General features: G+C 71.8%; 18 protein-coding genes and 1 pseudogene. 14 read left to right on the top strand and 5 right to left on the bottom strand.

Going from position 1 to position 18,089, the window contains the following annotated elements; translation table 11 throughout:
* Nucleotides 1–18: 18 nt before the first annotated feature.
* Nucleotides 19–900: pseudogene (locus V6U90_RS17070) on the top strand (DUF817 domain-containing protein); the annotation flags it as partial.
* A gap of 192 nt (nt 901–1,092) precedes the next feature.
* On the opposite strand, the gene V6U90_RS17065 reads toward V6U90_RS17070, so the two are convergent.
* Complete coding sequence (locus tag V6U90_RS17065; protein ID WP_334437085.1) at nt 1,093–1,737, bottom strand: M23 family metallopeptidase; 645 nt, start codon at nt 1,735–1,737, stop codon at nt 1,093–1,095.
* 131 nt (nt 1,738–1,868) lie between these two features.
* The gene (locus tag V6U90_RS17060; RefSeq protein ID WP_334437082.1) at nt 1,869–2,285 is read right to left on the bottom strand and encodes a VOC family protein; all 417 of its coding nucleotides are present in this window, start codon (nt 2,283–2,285) and stop codon (nt 1,869–1,871) included.
* 191 nt (nt 2,286–2,476) lie between these two features.
* Here V6U90_RS17060 and V6U90_RS17055 point away from each other — a divergent pair, with 191 nt between their 5' ends.
* The 5 genes from V6U90_RS17055 to V6U90_RS17035 all read left to right on the top strand — a co-directional run bounded on the left by V6U90_RS17055 (nt 2,477) and on the right by V6U90_RS17035 (nt 8,026).
* Entirely contained in the window at nt 2,477–3,496 is a 1,020-nt protein-coding gene (locus V6U90_RS17055; protein WP_334437079.1) for a zinc-binding dehydrogenase, read from the top strand.
* An 86-nt stretch (nt 3,497–3,582) separates the two neighbouring features.
* Complete coding sequence (locus tag V6U90_RS17050; protein WP_334437076.1) at nt 3,583–3,708, top strand: hypothetical protein; 126 nt, start codon at nt 3,583–3,585, stop codon at nt 3,706–3,708.
* Nucleotides 3,709–4,061: 353 nt separating this feature from the next.
* The gene (locus V6U90_RS17045) at nt 4,062–5,765 is read left to right on the top strand and encodes a tetratricopeptide repeat protein (protein ID WP_334437073.1); all 1,704 of its coding nucleotides are present in this window, start codon (nt 4,062–4,064) and stop codon (nt 5,763–5,765) included.
* Between the two features lie 262 nt (nt 5,766–6,027).
* On the top strand, nt 6,028–7,341 hold the full coding sequence (locus tag V6U90_RS17040; RefSeq protein ID WP_334437070.1) for a TIGR04013 family B12-binding domain/radical SAM domain-containing protein: 1,314 nt from the start codon (nt 6,028–6,030) through the stop codon (nt 7,339–7,341).
* 211 nt (nt 7,342–7,552) lie between these two features.
* Nucleotides 7,553–8,026 (top strand): HD domain-containing protein, encoded by a 474-nt coding sequence (locus tag V6U90_RS17035; RefSeq protein WP_334437068.1) that lies wholly within the window; start codon nt 7,553–7,555, stop codon nt 8,024–8,026.
* A 266-nt stretch (nt 8,027–8,292) separates the two neighbouring features.
* On the opposite strand, the gene V6U90_RS17030 is transcribed toward V6U90_RS17035, so the two are convergent.
* Nucleotides 8,293–8,514, bottom strand: a complete 222-nt coding sequence (locus V6U90_RS17030; protein ID WP_334437066.1) for a hypothetical protein — start codon at nt 8,512–8,514, stop codon at nt 8,293–8,295.
* A 466-nt stretch (nt 8,515–8,980) separates the two neighbouring features.
* On the opposite strand from V6U90_RS17030, the gene V6U90_RS17025 reads away from it, so the two are divergent.
* The 7 genes from V6U90_RS17025 to V6U90_RS16995 all read left to right on the top strand — a co-directional run bounded on the left by V6U90_RS17025 (nt 8,981) and on the right by V6U90_RS16995 (nt 14,554).
* The gene (locus V6U90_RS17025) at nt 8,981–9,283 is read left to right on the top strand and encodes an urease subunit gamma (RefSeq protein WP_334437064.1); all 303 of its coding nucleotides are present in this window, start codon (nt 8,981–8,983) and stop codon (nt 9,281–9,283) included.
* Complete coding sequence (locus V6U90_RS17020; RefSeq protein ID WP_334437061.1) at nt 9,280–9,633, top strand: urease subunit beta; 354 nt, start codon at nt 9,280–9,282, stop codon at nt 9,631–9,633. The genes V6U90_RS17025 and V6U90_RS17020 overlap by 4 nt, the downstream gene beginning before the upstream one ends.
* Complete coding sequence (locus tag V6U90_RS17015; RefSeq protein ID WP_334437058.1) at nt 9,630–11,333, top strand: urease subunit alpha; 1,704 nt, start codon at nt 9,630–9,632, stop codon at nt 11,331–11,333. The genes V6U90_RS17020 and V6U90_RS17015 overlap by 4 nt, the downstream gene beginning before the upstream one ends.
* Nucleotides 11,334–11,338: 5 nt before the next feature.
* Nucleotides 11,339–12,025 (top strand): urease accessory protein UreF, encoded by a 687-nt coding sequence (locus V6U90_RS17010; protein ID WP_334437055.1) that lies wholly within the window; start codon nt 11,339–11,341, stop codon nt 12,023–12,025.
* 55 nt (nt 12,026–12,080) lie between these two features.
* The gene (gene ureG, locus V6U90_RS17005; RefSeq protein WP_334437125.1) at nt 12,081–12,785 is read left to right on the top strand and encodes an urease accessory protein UreG; all 705 of its coding nucleotides are present in this window, start codon (nt 12,081–12,083) and stop codon (nt 12,783–12,785) included.
* Nucleotides 12,785–13,519 carry an urease accessory protein UreD gene (locus tag V6U90_RS17000; protein WP_334437052.1) on the top strand — a complete coding sequence of 245 codons (735 nt, stop codon included), beginning with the start codon at nt 12,785–12,787 and terminating at the stop codon, nt 13,517–13,519. Before ureG ends, V6U90_RS17000 begins: the two co-directional genes overlap by 1 nt.
* 414 nt (nt 13,520–13,933) lie before the next feature.
* On the top strand, nt 13,934–14,554 hold the full coding sequence (locus V6U90_RS16995; protein WP_334437049.1) for an L-threonylcarbamoyladenylate synthase: 621 nt from the start codon (nt 13,934–13,936) through the stop codon (nt 14,552–14,554).
* 173 nt (nt 14,555–14,727) lie between these two features.
* Here V6U90_RS16995 and V6U90_RS16990 read toward each other — a convergent pair whose 3' ends face one another.
* Together V6U90_RS16990 and V6U90_RS16985 are read right to left on the bottom strand one after the other, a co-directional pair.
* The gene (locus V6U90_RS16990; protein ID WP_334437046.1) at nt 14,728–15,528 is read right to left on the bottom strand and encodes a hypothetical protein; all 801 of its coding nucleotides are present in this window, start codon (nt 15,526–15,528) and stop codon (nt 14,728–14,730) included.
* Nucleotides 15,529–15,845: 317 nt separating this feature from the next.
* Entirely contained in the window at nt 15,846–16,427 is a 582-nt protein-coding gene (locus tag V6U90_RS16985) for a helix-turn-helix domain-containing protein (RefSeq protein WP_334437043.1), read from the bottom strand.
* Nucleotides 16,428–16,501: 74 nt separating this feature from the next.
* On the opposite strand from V6U90_RS16985, the gene V6U90_RS16980 reads away from it, so the two are divergent.
* Nucleotides 16,502–18,076, top strand: a complete 1,575-nt coding sequence (locus V6U90_RS16980) for a bifunctional NAD(P)/FAD-dependent oxidoreductase/class I SAM-dependent methyltransferase (protein WP_334437040.1) — start codon at nt 16,502–16,504, stop codon at nt 18,074–18,076.
* The last annotated feature ends 13 nt before the right edge of the window (nt 18,077–18,089 follow it).

Below are 18,089 nucleotides of genomic sequence, written 5' to 3'. Positions count from 1 at the left end.
GCGATAGCGTCCACGGCGATGGTTACTCCTGCCGAACCGGGCGCCCTGACCACGGCCGAGCGGTCGATCGAGGCCCGCATCCGCGCGATCCTGGCCCGGCTGCCCCGGCGCGGACCGGCCGCGTGGCTGACCGAGTTCCTGGTCTTCGGGCTCAAGCAGGCCTGGGCGTGCGTGTTCGGCGGGGCGATGCTGGCGGTCATCGTCGCGGCGCGTCTGTGGTACCCGACCGAGGCGACGCTCGCCCAAAACGACTTCCTGACGCTCGCCGCCGTCGCCATCCAGTTCGCCATGGTGGCCGGACGCCTGGAAACCCTGCGCGAACTGCGGGTCGTGGTCCTGTTCCATCTCGTCGGCACGGTCATGGAGTTGTTCAAGACCCATATCGGCTCGTGGTCCTATCCGCCCGACGGCCTTCTGCGGGTCGGTGCGGTGCCGCTGTTCAGCGGCTTCATGTACGCCGCGGTCGGCTCCTACCTGGTCCGGGTCCACCGACTGTTCGACCTGCGGTTCGCGCGCTACCCGAGACGCTGGGTGACGGCGGTCCTGGCCGCCGCGATCTATGCCAACTTCTTCACCAACCACTACGTGACCGACATCCGATGGCTGCTCGTCGCCGCGGTAGCGGTCGTGTTCGGCCGCTGTGTGATGCACTTCCGGGTCTTCCGGTTCCGGTGGCGCATGCCACTCCTGCTGGCCTTCCTCCTCGTCGCCTTCTTCATCTGGCTCGCGGAGAACATCGCCACCTGGTCGCACGCCTGGCTCTACCCCAGCCAACTGGACGGTTGGCACACCGTGTCACCGTCGAAGCTCGCGTCGTGGTTCCTCCTCATGATCATCTCGGTCGTGCTGGTCACCTGGATCTCGCCACCCCAGCCACCCGACGACGGACCGCCGACCACGACGACGGATGCCTGACACCGACGCGCGGACAGCCGACTCCCGTCCGAACCCGGACACCACGGCCCGGCAGCCAACGGCCCCGGCCATGTGATACCTGCCAGGCATATTCATGCCTGACAGGTATCAGACCACCCCGACTGCTGGCCGACGGGCAACCGACGGGGAAGTCCCGGCGCCCGATAACGCCTACCGCTACCCAGCGGGGCAGTTGTTGCTCTTACGCGTGACCGTGTACTCGGTGTCGTCGTGGGTGATGCCGGAGGGTACGCCGTCGAAGTAGGTCTCGGCTTTCTCCCAGCCCCGGCGCTGCTCGTAGTGCAGGTGCGGGGCGCCAGAGTTGCCGGTACTGCCGACCCGGCCGATCTGTTGGCCCTGCGCGACCCGCTGGCCGACCCTCACCAGCGGCGGTTCGAGCAGGTGCAGGTACTGCGTCTCCCACCTGCCACCATGGTCGATCTTCACCCAGTAGCCACCGCCACGGCCACGCGGTCCGTCCGGGTCATCGGGGGCGCGACCGCCCAGTGACCCGTTGATTCCCGCCTCGGTGACCTTGCCGGCGTAGGACGCGAGCACCGGCCGCCCCCACGCCTCGCCCTTGGTCGGGAACAGGTCGACGTCGTAGTCGTCGTGGCCGGGATACGTGCCGAGCTGCCAGGTCTCACCGCACGCAACGGGAAGCTGGAACAGCGGGCGCGGACCCGGCGGCAGCAGCAGCGGCACGACAGCCACGGCGATGGCGGCAACGATCCCGACCGCGCCGAGCGCGAGCACGACTCGGAGGGTACGGCTGCGGGCAGGGCGGCGGTGGCGAAGGCTGGATGGATGGCCGGTCGTCACCGCCACGAGGATGGCAGACCCCGACAAGACGCCGACCCTCGGGTACTGGCAGAGGTGGTTCGCACCACCCGAGGTCGGGGCAGCGGTGTCAGCCGCCGATGGCGGGTACCGGTGCGTGAAAGGTGTCCATCTCACGCCCCCGTCCGGGAGGCCAGGACGTCCAGGTAGTGCCGGTTGTACATCACACCGAGGACGTTGCCGAACGGGTCGACCACCGAGGCCGTGACGAATCCCGGCCCCCGCTCGACCGGCTCCTCGTGCACCGTGGCACCCAGCGACAGCAACCGCTCGAAGGCCGCCCGCACGTCGTCCACGTGCCAGTAGACCACCGCACCGCCGGCCTGATCCGGCTGAGCGTGCGGGGCGAACCGACGGTCGATGATGCCCAACTCGTGCTGGTGGTCACCGATGCGGAACTCCAGGTACGCCGGCTCCCCCTGCACCGGACGCACGAAGTACGGCTCGACGCCGAGCAACCCGCTGTACCAGGCCCGGGCGGCGCTCATGTCGTCGGCGAAGAAGCTGACGGTGGTGAGTCCTCGCAACATGGGTGGCTCCTTCGGTCCTCGATCGGTGACAGGAACCATCCTCCCGCCCAAAGTGCTCACCAACTGAGCACTTTCCCAAGGAACCCGACGGCCGTCCATACCTGGCCCGGCACGCCCCCTCCGCCGAAGCAGGCCTGTCGCGGGGCGGCCCCCTCTCCGCCGGGGAAAGGCAGTGAGGGCATGCTGGTGGCATGCGTGCGGTGGTCTACGAGGCGTTCGGCGTGGTACCCGAGGTGCGGAAGGTCTCCGACCCGGTGGCACCGCCCGGTGGAGTGGTGGTCGCCGTGAAAGCGACCGGGGTGTGCCGCAGCGACTGGCACGGCTGGCGCGGGCACGATGCGGACATCCGGTTGCCGCAGGTACCCGGCCACGAGTTCGCCGGGGTGGTCGCTGCGGTCGGTGCGGGTGTCACCGGTTGTACCGTGGGCGACCGGGTGACCGTACCGTTCGTCTGCGCCTGCGGTACCTGTCCCGCCTGCCTCGCCGGCGACCATCAGGTGTGTCACCGGCAGCAGCAGCCGGGCTTCACCCACTGGGGCTCGTTCGCCGACCTGGTCGCGGTGCACCACGCCGAGGTCAATCTGGTCCGCCTACCCGATGAGGTAAACTTCCCCACCGCTGCGGCACTGGGGTGCCGGTTCGCCACCGCGTTCCGGGCGGTGGTGGCACAGGGCCGGGTCCGTGCCGGGGAATGGGTGGCCGTGCACGGATGCGGGGGCGTCGGCCTGTCCGCAGTGATGATTGCCGCCGCCGCAGGCGCCCGGGTGGTCGCGGTGGACGTACAGCCGCAGGCGCTGGCCATGGCCGCCCGGTTCGGTGCCACCGTCACCCTCGACGCCTCGGCGACGGCACCGGATGTGGCCGCCGTGACCGACGGCGGAGCGCACCTGTCGATCGACGCGCTGGGCAGCCAGACGACCCTCACCGCATCGGTCGAGGGACTACGCCGACGGGGGCGGCACGTACAGGTCGGCCTGCTGCCCTCGACGGTGGCCGTGCCGATGGACCGGGTTGTGGCGCACGAACTGGAGGTCATCGGCAGTCACGGCATGGCCGCCCACGCCTATCCCGAACTGATGGCCCTGGTGCAGGCGGGCCGGCTACGCCCCGGTGATTTGATCACCGAGACGCTCTCCCTGGCCAACGCCCCGGCCGCACTGGCCGCGATGGACGGCCCCACCCCACCCGGCATCAGGATCATCATCCCGTGAGCCCGACCAGGATGAGACCCAGTGGGCCGTGCGTTCAGATTCCCGGAACGCGGTGGGCGGTGTACTCCGAGCTGTTCAGGTAGGTCGTGGCACTGCTGATCACCGCACCCGTCCGGGTGCCGTGGGCGGTAGACCGCGACATGGCCGTTCTTGGCGAGGAGATCGCCGACCTGGATCTGCGACGTGGCGACCTGCGGGAGACCCGGCTCTGACCGCAGGTGGTGCCGTCGTGGTAGAGCGTCGTGGTGGGTACGGTGCCGAACCGGTACGTGCCGGGCCGACGAAATATGCGCAGAGGGCAGCTTTTCGCAAGAGGACGGACATCGGGCCAGGCCAGGCGACAGATTGATCACGTAAGCCCTTCATATTTTCATTGATCGAGATTACGCTCTGGCCATCCGGAAGTGGATCACAATGGAGGTGCCCATGAGGAAGATGACTGTCCGCCGTACCAGCACGCTGCGCCTGCTGTCCGGCGCCCGCCGGCTCTGGATCGAGTGGTGCTGGTAGCTGCCGACCCGGCGGGCGCTTCCGGGCGCCCGCCCCTGCGGCGACCGGCCCGGCCGTGACCGACGAACCGGTCGGCTACGACTGTCACCGCGACCACGGGCCGTACGCCGGTGTCGCGGCCTTCCTCGGCCGGATCGCCGCAGACCGTCCCCGCCTCGCGGCCCGCCACAGGGTTGAACTGCACGCCATCGCACCCCGACTCGACCACACGGCCCGACCAGCCGCCGAGGAGGAGCCGATCCGGTTCCATCCCGCCCGGCGCACCGCGTGGCTGGCCTACGGCGCAGTGGAGTTCGTGGCGGCCTGGGCGGGCCGACTTCGACAGCCGGTCACGGTGCGGTTCGACCACGTCGGCGAGGCTGACGAGACCACCCGCGAGTTGCTGGACATACTGGCCCGCCGGATCGGGTCGTCCCCGTTACGCCTCGATCGACGCGACGGCGGTCCCCGCAGGACGGTAGCGGCCGACCCCACGCCGGAAGCGATCCGCAGGACCCTGGGCGACAGCCTGGCCCGAGGCTTCTATCACCACGCGGCCCGCACCGCCCGAAGCGGGCGCGCCACGGTGACCCCGGACGGCGACCTGCGACACTGGTGGGCGTTCACCACCGGCCTGGCCACCGCCCTGGCGGCGCTGGACCGCGCCACCGAGGCGCTCGACCTCTACCACGAGGCGCGCGCCGCCACTGACGACCCGAAGATCACCATGTCGGCCGCGTACGCCACCGCCATGCTGTACGCCCGGCACCTGCCGGCAGCCGACCAGGACCCGGCGCAGGCCCGGCACTGGCTGGAACAGGCACTCCACCTCGCCGCCGGACTGCACGACCAGCGGCAGCGGGTGCTGTCCACCGTCTTCTACGAGCAGGGTCTGGCGTTGCTGGACAGCCGGGCGGGCGAACCCGCCCGCGCGCTGCGGCTGATCGACGACGGGCTGGCCCGGCTGACAGCGGTGCTCGCCCTCGGCGAGCGCCCGCAGGACCTGGCCCGGCTACGCCACAACCGGGCGCAGGTGCACCTGGCCATGGGCGATCCGGCGCAGGCCATGGCGGACCTCGACACCGTGATCGCACACGACCCCGACAACTGCGAGTACTACGTGGACCGGGCCGCGCTGCACCGGGCGGCGGACCGGTCTCGGGCCGCGATCAGGGACTACGGCACCGCGATCCGCCTGGGACCGCACCTGCCCGAGGCGTACTACAACCGGGCCATGCTGGAGCAGGAACGGGGCCGGCCCGAGCGGGCGCGTGACGACCTGGATCGGGTGCTCGCCATCGATCCCGGGCACCTCGACGCCCAGATCGCCCTGGTCAACCTGCACGTGGAGCACGGCGCGTTCGACGCCGCCGAGGCGGGCGCGCGGGCCGGGTTGGCGTTGGCCCCGCAGGAGCCCGCGCTGCTGTGCACCCTCGGGCTGATCCGCTCGGAGCGCGGCAGCCTCGCCGAGGCCGAGGACCTGCTCACCCGGGCTCTCGCCGGGGATCCTGAGCTGGTCGAGGCATGGACGAACCGTGCCGCCGTCCGGTTCGAACGCGGCGACGTGGCCGCCGCCGTGGCCGACCTGGACCGGGCGGTGGCCCTGTCGGCGGCACCGGTGCCCCGGTACAACCGGGGTACGGCGCTGATGCGGCTGGGACGGTGGGAGGATGCCGCCCGCGACTTCACCCACGCCCTCGCCCAACCCGGCCTCGACCGGGCACTACGACGCGACCTGCGCACGGAACTGGCCCGCTGCCGCCGCGCCACGACGGGATGACCGCCCGCCGGGGCGGCGCGCGCAGCACACCGAGCGCAAGATGGTCGTTGGCGGTGCACCGGATCGGCGCAGCTCCACCAGGGACAAAGACGTGACCGACCATCGATGACATTCGGTGGATCAATCGAGCGACGGAGCTTTTTGCGCCGGCCGCCAGGACGCCGAGCCGCCGGCACAGGGCTCGTACGGCCCACCCCCGCGGCGCCTCATCCGACCACCACCGGCCACGCCTCCGACCGGGCAGGCTGGCACAATCGCCGCCATGAGCGCTCCCGAACTGGTGCTGGTGCTGCGGTACCGGAAGGCGGTGACGTACGGCCTGCACGTCCTGCTCGGCGCGCTGGACACGCACGAGACCCGCACCCGGTACGAGGTGCGCTTCGGTGAGACCCCGGAGGCCACCGCCACGCACATCCGCGCGGCGTCGGGTACGGCACGACGGGTACTGGTGCTGTGGTCGTTCTACTCTCCCGACGCCGAGGCGCTGGCGCGGGAACTGGCCGAGATTCGCCGCCTGGCCGACGCGCCGAACGTGTCGCACATCGCCGGCGGGGTGCACGCGACCGCCGAGCCGGTGCAGACCCTGGACGCCGGGTGGGACATCGCCGCAGTCGGCGAAGGCGAGACCACCCTGCTACGCCTGGTCGACGCCGTGGGCGACCCGACCGGCATCCCCGGCCTCGCCTACCGCGACGCCGCCGGGGCCGTCGTAAAAACGGGACGCCCGCAGCGACGTCCGCTGGACGACTTCCGGGGCTTCTCCTTGCGGTGGGACCGGTTCAACGCCCTGGAGATCACCCGGGGTTGCGTGTTCTCCTGCCGGTTCTGCCAGACACCGTTCATGTTCTCCGCGAAGTTCCGGCACCGCAGTGTGGACAACGTACGCTGGCACGTCGACGCCATGCGGCGGCGCGGGCTGCGCGACGTCCGGTTCATCACCCCCACCGCCCTGTCGTACGGCAGCCAGAACGACGAGCCGAACCTGCCCGCCGTCGAGGAACTCCTCGCCTCCTGCAAGGAGGGCATCGGCCCGGACGGACGGGTGTTCTTCGGCTCCTTCCCCAGCGAGATCCGACCCGAACACGTCTCCCGCGCGGCACTGCGACTGGTCCGCAGGTACTGCGCCAACACCAACATCATCGTCGGGGCCCAGTCCGGCTCGGACCGGATCCTCGACGCCGCCAAGCGGGGACACGGCGTCGACGAGGTCAAGCGCGCGGTCCGCCTGGGCGTCGAGGAGGGCTTCCGGATCAACGTGGACATGATCTTCGGGATGCCGGGCGAGAACCGGTCCGACGTCGAGGCGTCGCTACGACTGGCCCGCGAACTCGCCGACCTCGGCGCGCGCATCCACGCCCACACCTTCATGCCGCTGCCGGGCACACCGTGGCGGGACGCACCGCCCGGTGACGTGGCCCCGGAGACGATCAGCGAAGTCGACCGGCTCTCCCAGCGCGGCGCGCTGTACGGACACTGGCAGAAACAGCGCGACCACGCCGCCCGGCTCGCCGCCGCAGCGGAGGCCTACCCCCGCCCGGGCCGGAGCCGCACCATCCTGCCCCTCGCCGACAGTTGAGCCGCCTTCTCGACGCGGGGAGACGACGAACCGTACATTTCCCGCACCACTGCGGCGCCTGCCTGCGCTGCCGCGACGGCCAACTCCTGGTCCGTAACCACCATGCCCGCAGGTTAGATGATCGACAACCGACCGGCGGCTCTGCACGGCGGGCCCCGCCGGCACGCTGGTCGGGTGACCTACGACCGGGATAGGGAACGGAGACCACCGAATGGACACCCCCACAGTCGCCGATGCCGACGCCCTCGCCGAACGCGCCCACCACGGCCAGGTCGACAAGGCCGGCCATCCCTACATCGACCATCCACGGGCCGTCGCGGCATCGCTCGCCGCATTCGGCGACCACGCGGTCATGGCCGGGCTGCTGCACGACGTCGTGGAGGACACCGACGTGACGCTGCACGATCTCCGTGCCGCCGGCTACCCCGACGAGGTGGTGCAGGCAGTCGACGCGGTCACCCGCCGGGCGGGCGAACCGTACCTGGACATGATTCGCCGGGCCGCCGCCGACCCGCTCGGCAGGCTCGTGAAACTCGCCGACAACGGCCACAACAACGACCCGGCACGTCTGGCGCTGTTGCCGGCCGAGCAGGCCGGGCGGCTACGGAAGCGGTACGCCGAGGCCCGCGCCGTGTTGACAGCCGCTGCGGGCGGATCCCGTCCGCCCGCAGCCGGACACGCCTGACCCGGTCACCAACGGACGCTATGAGTGAACCCGTGCCACCGGTCTCTGAGGGGTCAGTTCGTCGGCCGATCGGGCTACGGCGGCCTCGGCGCTCAGCCGGGTCGGCAGGGCTCTGGTCGGGCTCGGTGAGGTCGATGAGTCGGTGCTCCACCGTCATGCCGACAGCCTAGGTGGAGTGGGGCTCGGCCACGGCCTCGCCGCCGCAACATCGGGCCACCTGCTCAGCGTGCCGCAGGACTCGACGGGCGCGCCCGGAAACGATCCTCTCAGGCTGCGCCTGACTCGGCCCGTCCGTGCTCACGAAGGGCGAGGACCGCCGCCTCAACCCGGAGACCGAGCCCGGTGATGACGAGCAGGCCGGCAAGAACGTAGCCACCCGTTGAAGGATTATCCGGGCTCACCATCAGCAGAGAGATCAACAACCCAGCACCAAGAGCAACATTGCCCATCGCCCTGACCGAGCCGCTGCGGGGGTAGCGGATATTCATGTGGATGACCGTACACAGCCCGGCCGGGCGAAAACGGGTAGCCGACACGGGCGGATGCCGCCGGCCGTGGCGTACGGCACGTCCGGCAGGAGGTGCGGGGCGCACGAGGGTGCCCGACCACAGCGGAAGGCACATCGGTGAAGGTCTCTGAGCCTGACGCGGATCGGGCCAGGGCACGGGTCTGCGTGCGCAAACGTGGCGGGCCAGCAGGTGGGACGGGACTGTGTGTGCCGCCGGTGATCCCCTATGGTCGGGTCAGCGGTTGACGGTGCGGTCCGTTCCCAACCCAGACCGCTGCGCGTCCGTCTGCCGGGCCGGGAGTGGTGGGACCTCCGGGCACGCCGGTCGGCGGGGCGGCAGCGGACCCGTGTGATTCCCGTCCGCTCGGGCAGCATGACGCCCCGGGTGGATGTCGGCCAGGCAGCGCCGCCGGGCCGGGGACACACGCGATCCCGCCGGAGCTTCCGTGTTTCTCACCCCGCACGAGCAGGACCGTCTGCTCATCCATATCGCCGCCGATCTGGCCCGCCGTCGCCGCGAGCGTGGCCTGCGGCTCAACTATCCCGAGGCCGTCGCCGTGATCACCGCCTTCCTGCTGGAGGGCGCCCGGGACGGCCGGTCGGTCGTCGATCTCATGTCCGCCGGACGGTCCGTGCTCAGTCGGGACGACGTGCAGGACGGGATCCCGGAGATGCTGAAGGAGGTGCAGGTGGAGGCGACGTTCCCGGACGGTACCAAGCTGGTGACGGTGCACCACCCGATCCCGTGATCCCCGGCGAGGTCCTGCCCGGGGCCGGGCCGGTCGAGATCAACGCCGGTCTGCCGGTGACCACCCTGGTCGTGGTCAACGCCGCCGACCGGCCGGTGCAGGTCGGCTCGCACTACCACTTCGCCGAGGCCAACCCGGGTCTGCTGTTCGACCGGGCCGCCGCCTGGGGGCAGCGGCTGGCCGTACCGGCCGGCACGTCGGTGCGTTTCGAACCGGGCGTCAGCCGCAGCGTCGACCTGGTGCCGCTGGGTGGCGCGCGGATCGTACCCGGCCTGCGCGGCGAGTGCGCCGGGCCGCTGGACACCGGCGGACCGGCCGGTACCACCACGGAAGAAAGGGACGGACAGTGAGCCTGGTGGACCGCGACCGGTACATCGGTCTGTACGGCCCGACCACCGGCGACCGGATCCGGTTGGCCGACACGAACCTGCTCATCGAGGTGGAGGCCGACCACTGCGCCGGTGGTGACGAGGTGGTCTTCGGCGGCGGCAAGGTGATCCGCGAGTCGATGGGCCAGTCCCGGGCGACCCGCGCCGAGGGCGCGCTGGACACGGTCATCACCGGTGCGGTGGTGCTCGACCACTGGGGTGTGGTGAAGGCCGACGTGGGTATCCGCGACGGCCGGATCGTCGCGCTGGGGCGTGCCGGCAACCCGGACACGATGCCCGGGGTGCACCCGGATCTGGTGATCGGCCCGGCGACCGAGGTGATCGCCGGCAACGGGCGAATCCTCACTGCGGGCGCCATCGACACCCATGTGCACTTCATCTGCCCGCAGATCGTGCAGGAGGCGCTGGTCGGTGGGATCACCACCCTGGTCGGAGGGGGTACCGGTCCGGCCGAGGGGACCCGGGCCACCACGGTCACCCCGAACGCCTGGCACCTGGCCCGGATGCACGAGGCGATGGACGCCTGGCCGGTGAACGTGCTGCTGCTCGGCAAGGGCAACACGGTCTCGACGGAGGCGCTGTGGGAGCAGCTGCGCGCCGGTGCGGGCGGGTTCAAGCTGCACGAGGACTGGGGTACCACCCCGGCGGTGATCGACGCGTGTCTGCGGGTGGCGGACGCCTCCGGGGTGCAGGTGTCGATCCATACCGACACGCTCAACGAGGCCGGGTTCGTGGCCGACACGCTGCGGGCGATCAACGGGCGGGCGATCCACTCGTACCACACCGAGGGAGCCGGCGGCGGGCACGCACCGGACATCATCACGGTCGCCGCCGAACCGAACGTGCTGCCGTCGTCGACCAACCCGACCCGGCCGTACACCCGCAACACGCTGGCCGAGCACCTGGACATGCTGATGGTCTGCCACCATCTCAACCCGGCGGTGCCGGAGGACCTGGCGTTCGCCGAGAGCCGGATCCGGCCGTCGACGATGGCCGCCGAGGATCTGCTGCACGACCTGGGCGCCATCTCGATCATCGGGTCGGATGCGCAGGCGATGGGCCGGGTCGGTGAGGTGGTGCTGCGGACCTGGCAGACCGCGCACGTGATGAAGGCGCGGATGGGGGCCCTGCCCGGGGACGGTGCGGCGGACAACCGGCGGGCCCGCCGGTACGTGGCGAAGTACACCATCTGCGCGGCGATGGCCAACGGACTGGAGGGCGAGGTGGGCTCGGTGACGCCGGGCCGGCTCGCCGACCTGGTGCTGTGGGATCCGGCGTTCTTCGGGGTACGCCCGCATCTGGTGATCAAGGGCGGCATGATCGCCTACGCGCAGATGGGTGACGCCAACGCGTCCATCCCGACGCCGCAGCCGATGCTGCCCCGCCCGATGTTCGGCGCGTACGGTGTGGCACCGGCCGCCACCAGCGTGGCGTTCGTGGCACCGGCCGCGCTGGAGGCGGGTCTGCGGCTCGACGTGCGCCGCCGGCTGGTGCCGGTGGCGGACGTCCGCTCCCGGGGCAAGGCCGACCTGCCGGAGAACAACGCGATGCCCCGCATCGAGGTGGACCCGGACACCTTCACCGTGCGCGTCGACGGCGTGGTGATCGAGCCCGACCCGGTGACGGAGCTGCCGATGGCCCAGCGGTACTTCCTGTTCTGACCGCGATGGACGCTACCCTGCTGCTCCTCGCCGACGGCCGGTTCCCGGCCGGGGCGCACGCGCACTCCAGCGGCCTGGAGGCGGCGGTGGCCGCCGGACTGGTCACCGGACTGGCCGACCTGGAGGCGTTCCTGCGGGGCCGGCTGGCCACCGCCGGTCTGGTGGGGGCGGCCTTCACGGCGGCGGCGCACCGGGCCGGCACGGTCGGGCCCACCGCCGACCGGCGGGACGTGCTGGCCCGGCTCGACGCGGAGTTGGACGCCCGTACCGCCGCACCCGCCTTGCGGGCGGTCTCCCGCCGGCAGGGCCGGGCGCTGCTGCGGGCCGGTCGGGCGATCTGGCCGCAGGGCCGCTTCGCCGACCTGCCGGGCAACGCGGCCGGGCCGCACCAGCCGCTGGTGCTCGGGCTGGTCGGCGTGGCCGCCGGGATCGGCCCGGCCGAGGTGGCGATGGTCGCTACGCACGGCGCGGTGACCGGGCCGGCCAGCGCCGCCGTGCGGCTGCTGGGTCTGGACCCGTACCAGGTGCAGGCGCTACTGATACGGCTCGCACCGATCTGTGACCGTACCGCTGCGGCGGCGGCCGTCGCGGCGGCCGGCCCGCCGGAGCAGCTACCCGCGGGTTCGGCGCCACTGGCCGACATCCATTCCGAAGTCCATGCCACCTGGGAGGTGCGTCTCTTTGCGTCCTGAAACCGCTGCCGACACCACTGCCGGCGTCGCCCATCCGCTGGTCGTCCCTGCCGGAATGCCGCACGACGAGAGCGTCCCGCACGCCCATCCCGAGCCCGGGGTGGACCCGCACACCGCGTTGCCCGCCGCAGGCCGGGCGCTGCGGATCGGCATCGGCGGGCCGGTCGGCTCCGGCAAGACCGCGCTGGTCGCCGCGCTCTGCCGGGCGTTCGCCGGTGAACTGCGGCTGGGGGTGGTCACCAACGACATCTACACCACCGAGGACGCCGACTTCCTCAAACGGGCCGGGGTGCTCGACCCGGCCCGGATCCGGGCGGTGGAGACCGGCTGCTGCCCGCACACCGCCATCCGCGACGACATCGGCGCGAACCTCGACGCGATCGACGAGTTGTCCGAGTCGGTCGGCCCGCTGGACCTGGTGCTGGTGGAGAGCGGCGGCGACAACCTGACCGCCACGTTCAGCCGGGGCCTGATCGACCGGCAGATCTTCGTGGTGGACGTGGCCGGCGGGGACAAGGTACCGCGCAAGGGCGGGCCGGGCGTGACCGCCGCCGACCTGCTGGTGATCAACAAGACGGACCTGGCGCCGATGGTCGGCGCGGATCTCACGGTGATGGACCGCGACGCGCGGGCCCGCCGGGGTGAGCTGCCGACGGTCTTCCTGTCCATCGTGACCGATCCGCTGGCGGCGCAGGTCGCCGAATGGGTCCGGCACGAACTGGCGCACCACGACGGCGCCGTGCCGGCCGGCGCCTGTTGATGCGGGCGCTCGCCCGGGTGGTCGCCCGCGCCGATGGCCACGGGGGTACCCGGCTGACCGAGCTGCGGGGTGAGTCGCCGCTGCTGCTGCGGCAGACCCCGGGGGGTACGGGTGCGCTGACGGTGTACGTCGTCGGTGGGGCGGCCGGCCCGCTCGCCGGTGACGATCTGCGGCTGGAGATCGAGGTGGGTCCGGGGGCGGCGCTGCGGGTGTGCGGTGTCGCCGCCTCGGTCGCGTTGCCGGGGCGGCCCGGCGCGGTCTCCCGGATGCAGGTGCACGCGGTGGTGGGCGCCGGTGGCGCCCTGCACTGGCTGCCGGAGCAACTGGTCGCGGCCAGGGGTTGCGCGCACCTGTCCGAGGCACGGGTGAAGCTGGCCGCCGGGGCGACCCTGAGCTGGCGGGACGAGCTGATCTGCGGCCGGTACGACGAGCCGGCCGGCAACGCCACCGTGTACACCTCGGTCGACCACGACGGTCGGCCGCTGCTGCGGCAGTCCCTCGCGGTCGGCCCGGACGCGCCGGGTTGGGACGGACCGGCGGTGCTGGGCGGCGCGCGGGCCACCGGGTCGCTGCTGCTGGTCGAGCCGACCGGCGGGTCCCGGTCCACGGCGGTGCACCCCGGCGGGAGCGCCGCCCGGCTGCCGCTGCACGGATCACCGGCGACCCTGTTCACCGCCACCGCACCGGACGCGCGGCTGCTGCGCGACCAGCTCACGCCCGAACTGTGGTCCTGATGGGTAACACCCCGTGGGGGATCTGGCCGGCCGGCGGGACCCCGGCGACCGGGCGGCACGTTTTCTTACCCCTCCAAGCAGGACCGATGCATCAACGAAACAGTCAATTGAAGGCTGGGAAACATCGGCGCAATGATGCGGATCGAGGCTTTGCCTGCCCGATCCACCATTCGGCAACCCGGCGAGCGCCCACCCGCAGACCGGATCGCCGCGACAGCTAACGCGCACCACGACCGCACCGTCAATCAATCGACGATCCATCGCAACGACGACACGTCATCCCGCCGGCCACCGTCCGCCCGGCGCTTCCCCAGCCATGATGCCGGAGTAGCCCCCAAGGCCAAGGACCAGCGAGACCCGCCCTGTCGCCGCCCGGATCAGGGCACCGCACCACCCACGCCTAGGCTCAGGACCGTGGCGAAGTATTTCGACGTGCACCCGGACAACCCGCAGACCCGGACGATCGGCCAGGTGGTCGACCTGATCCGGTCCGGCGGACTGGTCGCCTACCCCACCGACTCGTGCTTCGCCCTCGGCTGCGCCCTGGGCAACAAGGACGGCCTCGACCGGATCCGGGAGATCCGGCACCTGGGGAGCAACCACCACTTCACCCTGGTTTGCCGGGACTTCGCACAGCTCGGCCAGTTCGTCCAGATCAACAACGCACTGTTCCGGGCGATCAAGGCGGCGACCCCGGGCAGCTACACGTTCATCCTGCCGGCCACCCGGGAGGTACCCCGCCGCCTGCTGCACCCGAAGAAGAAGACCGTCGGCGTCCGCATCCCCGACCACACCGTCGCCCAGGCGATCCTGACCGAACTCGGCGAGCCACTGCTGTCCAGCACCCTGCTGCTACCGGACGAAACCGAGCCGCTCACCCAGGGCTGGGAGATCAAGGAACGGCTCGACCACGTCATCGACGCCGTGATCGATTCCGGCGAGTGCGGCACCGAACCCACCACCGTCATCGATTTTTCGCAGGACGAGCCGGAGATCGTCCGCCGGGGCGCCGGCGACCCGTCCCGCTTCGAGTGACCCGTCGCGGACGTACCCGCCCGCGTGCCGGGTCGGACCGCAGTGCGGGCGACGCGCCGACCGCGCCCCTCGGGGTGGCCCCGGCGACGGCAACGTGCCCACCCTGGTGGGCGTACGCCGAAACCTGCCGCATCAATGCGGTGGCGCGCTCCTGCTACTGAACCCCCACGGTGTCACCACGCCTCCCGCTCGTCGACGAAGGCCGCATTCGGTGGCAGCGCGCCGAAGCCGTTGGGGCGGCCGAAGGCCGGGTTGATGCCCAGGGCCAGCTCGTGGCTACCGTGCAACACCACATGAGACGGTCCCCCGATGTACTCGTTCTCCACGTCGTAGCGGATCTGGGTATAGGCGGCCTCGATCGCGTTCTGGAGCGTCACCAGGTCCAGCACCTCCGGACCCTCCTGAACACCCCTGGTCAACCCGGCCACGAGTGTCTCGCTGAAGGGATCTCCCATGGGCTGGAAGCTCGACGTGCTGGCGGTCAACACGGTCGGGGTGGGGGTCAAGCTGGTGAACGGGGCCACGACCGCGGGGTAACAGTCGAGGATGACGACGGGCCGGGTCGCCTGGCTGGTGCTCATGATCCCGGCAACCGTGCTCGGGCTGACGCCGGTGTCGGCCAGGTGCTGCCGATCGGTGTCCGTCACACCGAAGGCGAACTCCCCGTCGTGCTGGTAGCCGCCCCCGGCGTAGTAGAACAGCAGCACGTCCGACGCCGCCTCGGCGGCGTGCCGGACGGCGTCGAGGATGTCGGCTGGGCGCTGCGGGCCCAACACCAGCGTGGTGTTTCTCCAGTGGAACGCGCCACCGGGACCAGGGGAGGCGAGCGCGCTCGCCAATTGGCTGGCTACCTCCTCTGCCTGCCGCAGGAAAATCCAATGGCGCAGGCCGGCGCTGGAGCCGACGAGCACCGCATGGGAACGCTCACGGTCCGGCAGGAGAGCGTGACGCGGCCGTTCCGAAGGTGCTGTCATACAGGCTCCTCGCACAGCGACTCGGTGTCGGACGGCCCAAAACCGCCTTCGAGTATCTCGCATCACCCGTGGGCCCGCTTCCGACCCGGTGCGGATGGGTCGCGGCGCGTACCGGCCCCGTGTCACGGCGCCGAGCATCCGGTGGAGCATGTCGGCGCCGGCGTCCGGACGTTCGCGGCAGGGCTGGTGACCCGCGCCCCGCCAGGACGCGCAACCGCGGGTGCCGGGTCGAGGGTGTACGAGTAGAAGCTGCCGGGGTCGAAGGCGGTGCCCTTCTCCTTCACCCTGCCCGGCCACCCATCGCCGGTCAGTCGATCTCAGCGTCGGGGACGGGCCCGGACGTGGATCCGCTCACCCTGCGGCCCGAACAGGTTGAGGAGTTCCGCCGGATCGGGACCCGGGTTGGTCACGCAGTGCGGCACCCGGGTGTCGAACTCGGCGACCTCGCCCGGGTGCAGGACCAGGTCGTGGTCACCGAGCAGCAGACGGACCCGGCCGGAGAGGACGTACAGCCACTCGTACCCCTCGTGGGTCTGCGGTTCCCGCTCAACGCCGGGCGGATCCGGCGGGAGGATCTGCTTGAACGCCTGGACCCCGCCCGGCCGGCGGGTCAGCGGCAGGAACGTGGCCCGGCCCCGGACGATCGGCCGGGGATGGACCCGGGGATCGCCGGTGGGCGGGGCGTCGACCAGCTCGTCCAGCGGTACCTGGTAGGCGCGGGCCAGCGGCAGCAGCAGCTCCAGGGTGGGCCGGCGGCCACCCGACTCCAGCCGGGACAGGGTGCTCACCGAGATGCCGGTGATCTCGGCGAGCTGGGCCAGGGTGGTGCCACGCTGCTTGCGCAGCGCCCGTAGCCGGGGCCCCACCGAGGCCAGCGCCGCGTCCTCACTGTTTGCCATGTCGGCAAGATTAGTTGTCGAATCTGCGATCGTCTCGCACGGTGGGCCAGGACACGAGCGCAGAGGAGCACACGGTGGAGACGTACGACGTGGTGGTGGTCGGTGGCGGTGCGGCCGGACTGGCCGGCGCGCTGGCCCTGGCCCGGGCCCGCCGGTCGGTCCTGGTGGTCGACGCGGGTGAGCCCCGCAACGCCCCGGCCGGGCACATGCACAACTACCTGGGCCGGGAGGGCACCCCGCCCGCCGACCTGCTGGCCGACGGACGCGCGGAGGTGACCCGGTACGGCGGTGAGATCGTCGACGGGCGCGTCGAGACCGCGACCCGGGATGCCGACGGCTTCCTGGTCCGACTCGACCGCGGGCACAGCGTGCGGGCCCGGCGGCTGCTGGCGACCACCGGACTGGTCGACGAACTGCCCGACCTGCCCGGCCTGGCCGACCGGTGGGGACGGGACGTGCTGCACTGCCCGTACTGCCACGGCTGGGAGGCCCGGGACCGGCGCATCGGCGTACTCGCCACCGGCCCGTTGGCGCTGCACCAGGTGCACCTGTGGCGGCAGTGGAGCCCGCACGTGCTGCTCCTGCTGCACGACACCACCGCCCCGGACGTCACCGAGGCGGAGCGGCTCGCCGCCCGGGGGATCACCGTCGTGGACGGCCAGGTCGCCGGGCTGGAGGTGACCGGGGACGCGCTGCGCGGGGCACGGCTGGCCTCGGGAGAGCTCGTCGAGTTGGACGTCCTGGTCGTCGCGTCCCGGGCCACCGCCCGCGCCGGAATGCTCGCCTCGCTCGGGTTGGCCCCGGTCGACGTGGAGTTCGGTGGACACGTGGTTGGCAGCCAGGTCCCCGCCGACGCCAACGGCGCCACCGCCGTACCCGGGGTGTGGGTGGCCGGCAACGTGGCCGACGTACGCGCTCAGGTGATCGTGGCCGCCGCTGGCGGGCTGACCGCAGGGGCGGCGATCAACGCCGACCTCGTCGAGGAGGACACCCGGCACGCCGTCGACGCCTACCGGCAGCAGATCGACACCATGTTCGACGAGGCCGGCTGGGAGCAGCGCTACCAGGCGAAGTCGTCGATCTGGAGCGGGCGGCCCAACCCGCAACTCGTCACCGAGGCACACGACCTGACCCCCGGCCGGGCCCTGGACGTCGGCTGCGGCGAGGGCGCGGACGCGGCCTGGCTCGCCCGGCAGGGGTGGCAGGTCGACGCGGTCGACATCTCCACCACCGCCCTGGAACGGGCCGCCGCCCACGCCGCCGACGCCGGGCTCGCCGACCGGATCACCTTCACCCACGCCGACCTGCGCGAGAAGCCCCCCGCTCCCGGCGGCTACGACCTGGTGTCCGCGCAGTTCATGCACCTTCCCGGGAACGCACGGCGGGAACTGTTCGCCCGGCTGGCCGCGGCCGTAGCTGCGGGCGGCACCCTGCTGATCGTCGGGCACCACCCCGCCGACCTGCGGACCAGCGCGCACCGGATGCACTTCCCGGACATGATGTTCACCGCCGAGGAGGTCGCCGCCTCGCTCGACCCCACGGACTGGCGGGTGGTGGTGGCCGAGACCCGGCCCCGCGCGGTGACCGACCCCGAGGGCCGGGAGATCACCATCCGTGACGCGGTCCTGGTGGCACGCCGCCGGCCCTGACCGGCCCGCATGG

Source organism: Micromonospora sp. CPCC 206060, from assembly GCF_036906895.1.
In the GTDB taxonomy this organism is placed as follows: Bacteria; Actinomycetota; Actinomycetes; order Mycobacteriales; family Micromonosporaceae; genus Micromonospora.
Note: the sequence above shows the minus strand (reverse complement) of the source record. Positions and strands in the feature narration are given on the sequence as shown.

Excerpts from the sequence above, each read along its gene's own strand:
- V6U90_RS17040 (WP_334437070.1), top strand. The coding sequence starts at position 6,028 with ATGAGCGCTCCCGAACTGGTGCTGGTGCTGCGGTACCGGAAGGCGGTG.
- V6U90_RS17010 (WP_334437055.1), top strand. The coding sequence starts at position 11,339 with ATGGACGCTACCCTGCTGCTCCTCGCCGACGGCCGGTTCCCGGCCGGG.
- V6U90_RS17035 (WP_334437068.1), top strand. The coding sequence starts at position 7,553 with ATGGACACCCCCACAGTCGCCGATGCCGACGCCCTCGCCGAACGCGCC.
- V6U90_RS17055 (WP_334437079.1), top strand. The coding sequence starts at position 2,477 with ATGCGTGCGGTGGTCTACGAGGCGTTCGGCGTGGTACCCGAGGTGCGG.
- V6U90_RS17060 (WP_334437082.1), bottom strand. The coding sequence starts at position 2,285 with ATGTTGCGAGGACTCACCACCGTCAGCTTCTTCGCCGACGACATGAGC.
- V6U90_RS17030 (WP_334437066.1), bottom strand. The coding sequence starts at position 8,514 with ATGAATATCCGCTACCCCCGCAGCGGCTCGGTCAGGGCGATGGGCAAT.
- V6U90_RS17000 (WP_334437052.1), top strand. The coding sequence starts at position 12,785 with ATGCGGGCGCTCGCCCGGGTGGTCGCCCGCGCCGATGGCCACGGGGGT.
- V6U90_RS16990 (WP_334437046.1), bottom strand. The coding sequence starts at position 15,528 with ATGACAGCACCTTCGGAACGGCCGCGTCACGCTCTCCTGCCGGACCGT.
- V6U90_RS16985 (WP_334437043.1), bottom strand. The coding sequence starts at position 16,427 with ATGGCAAACAGTGAGGACGCGGCGCTGGCCTCGGTGGGGCCCCGGCTA.
- ureG (WP_334437125.1), top strand. The coding sequence starts at position 12,081 with ATGCCGCACGACGAGAGCGTCCCGCACGCCCATCCCGAGCCCGGGGTG.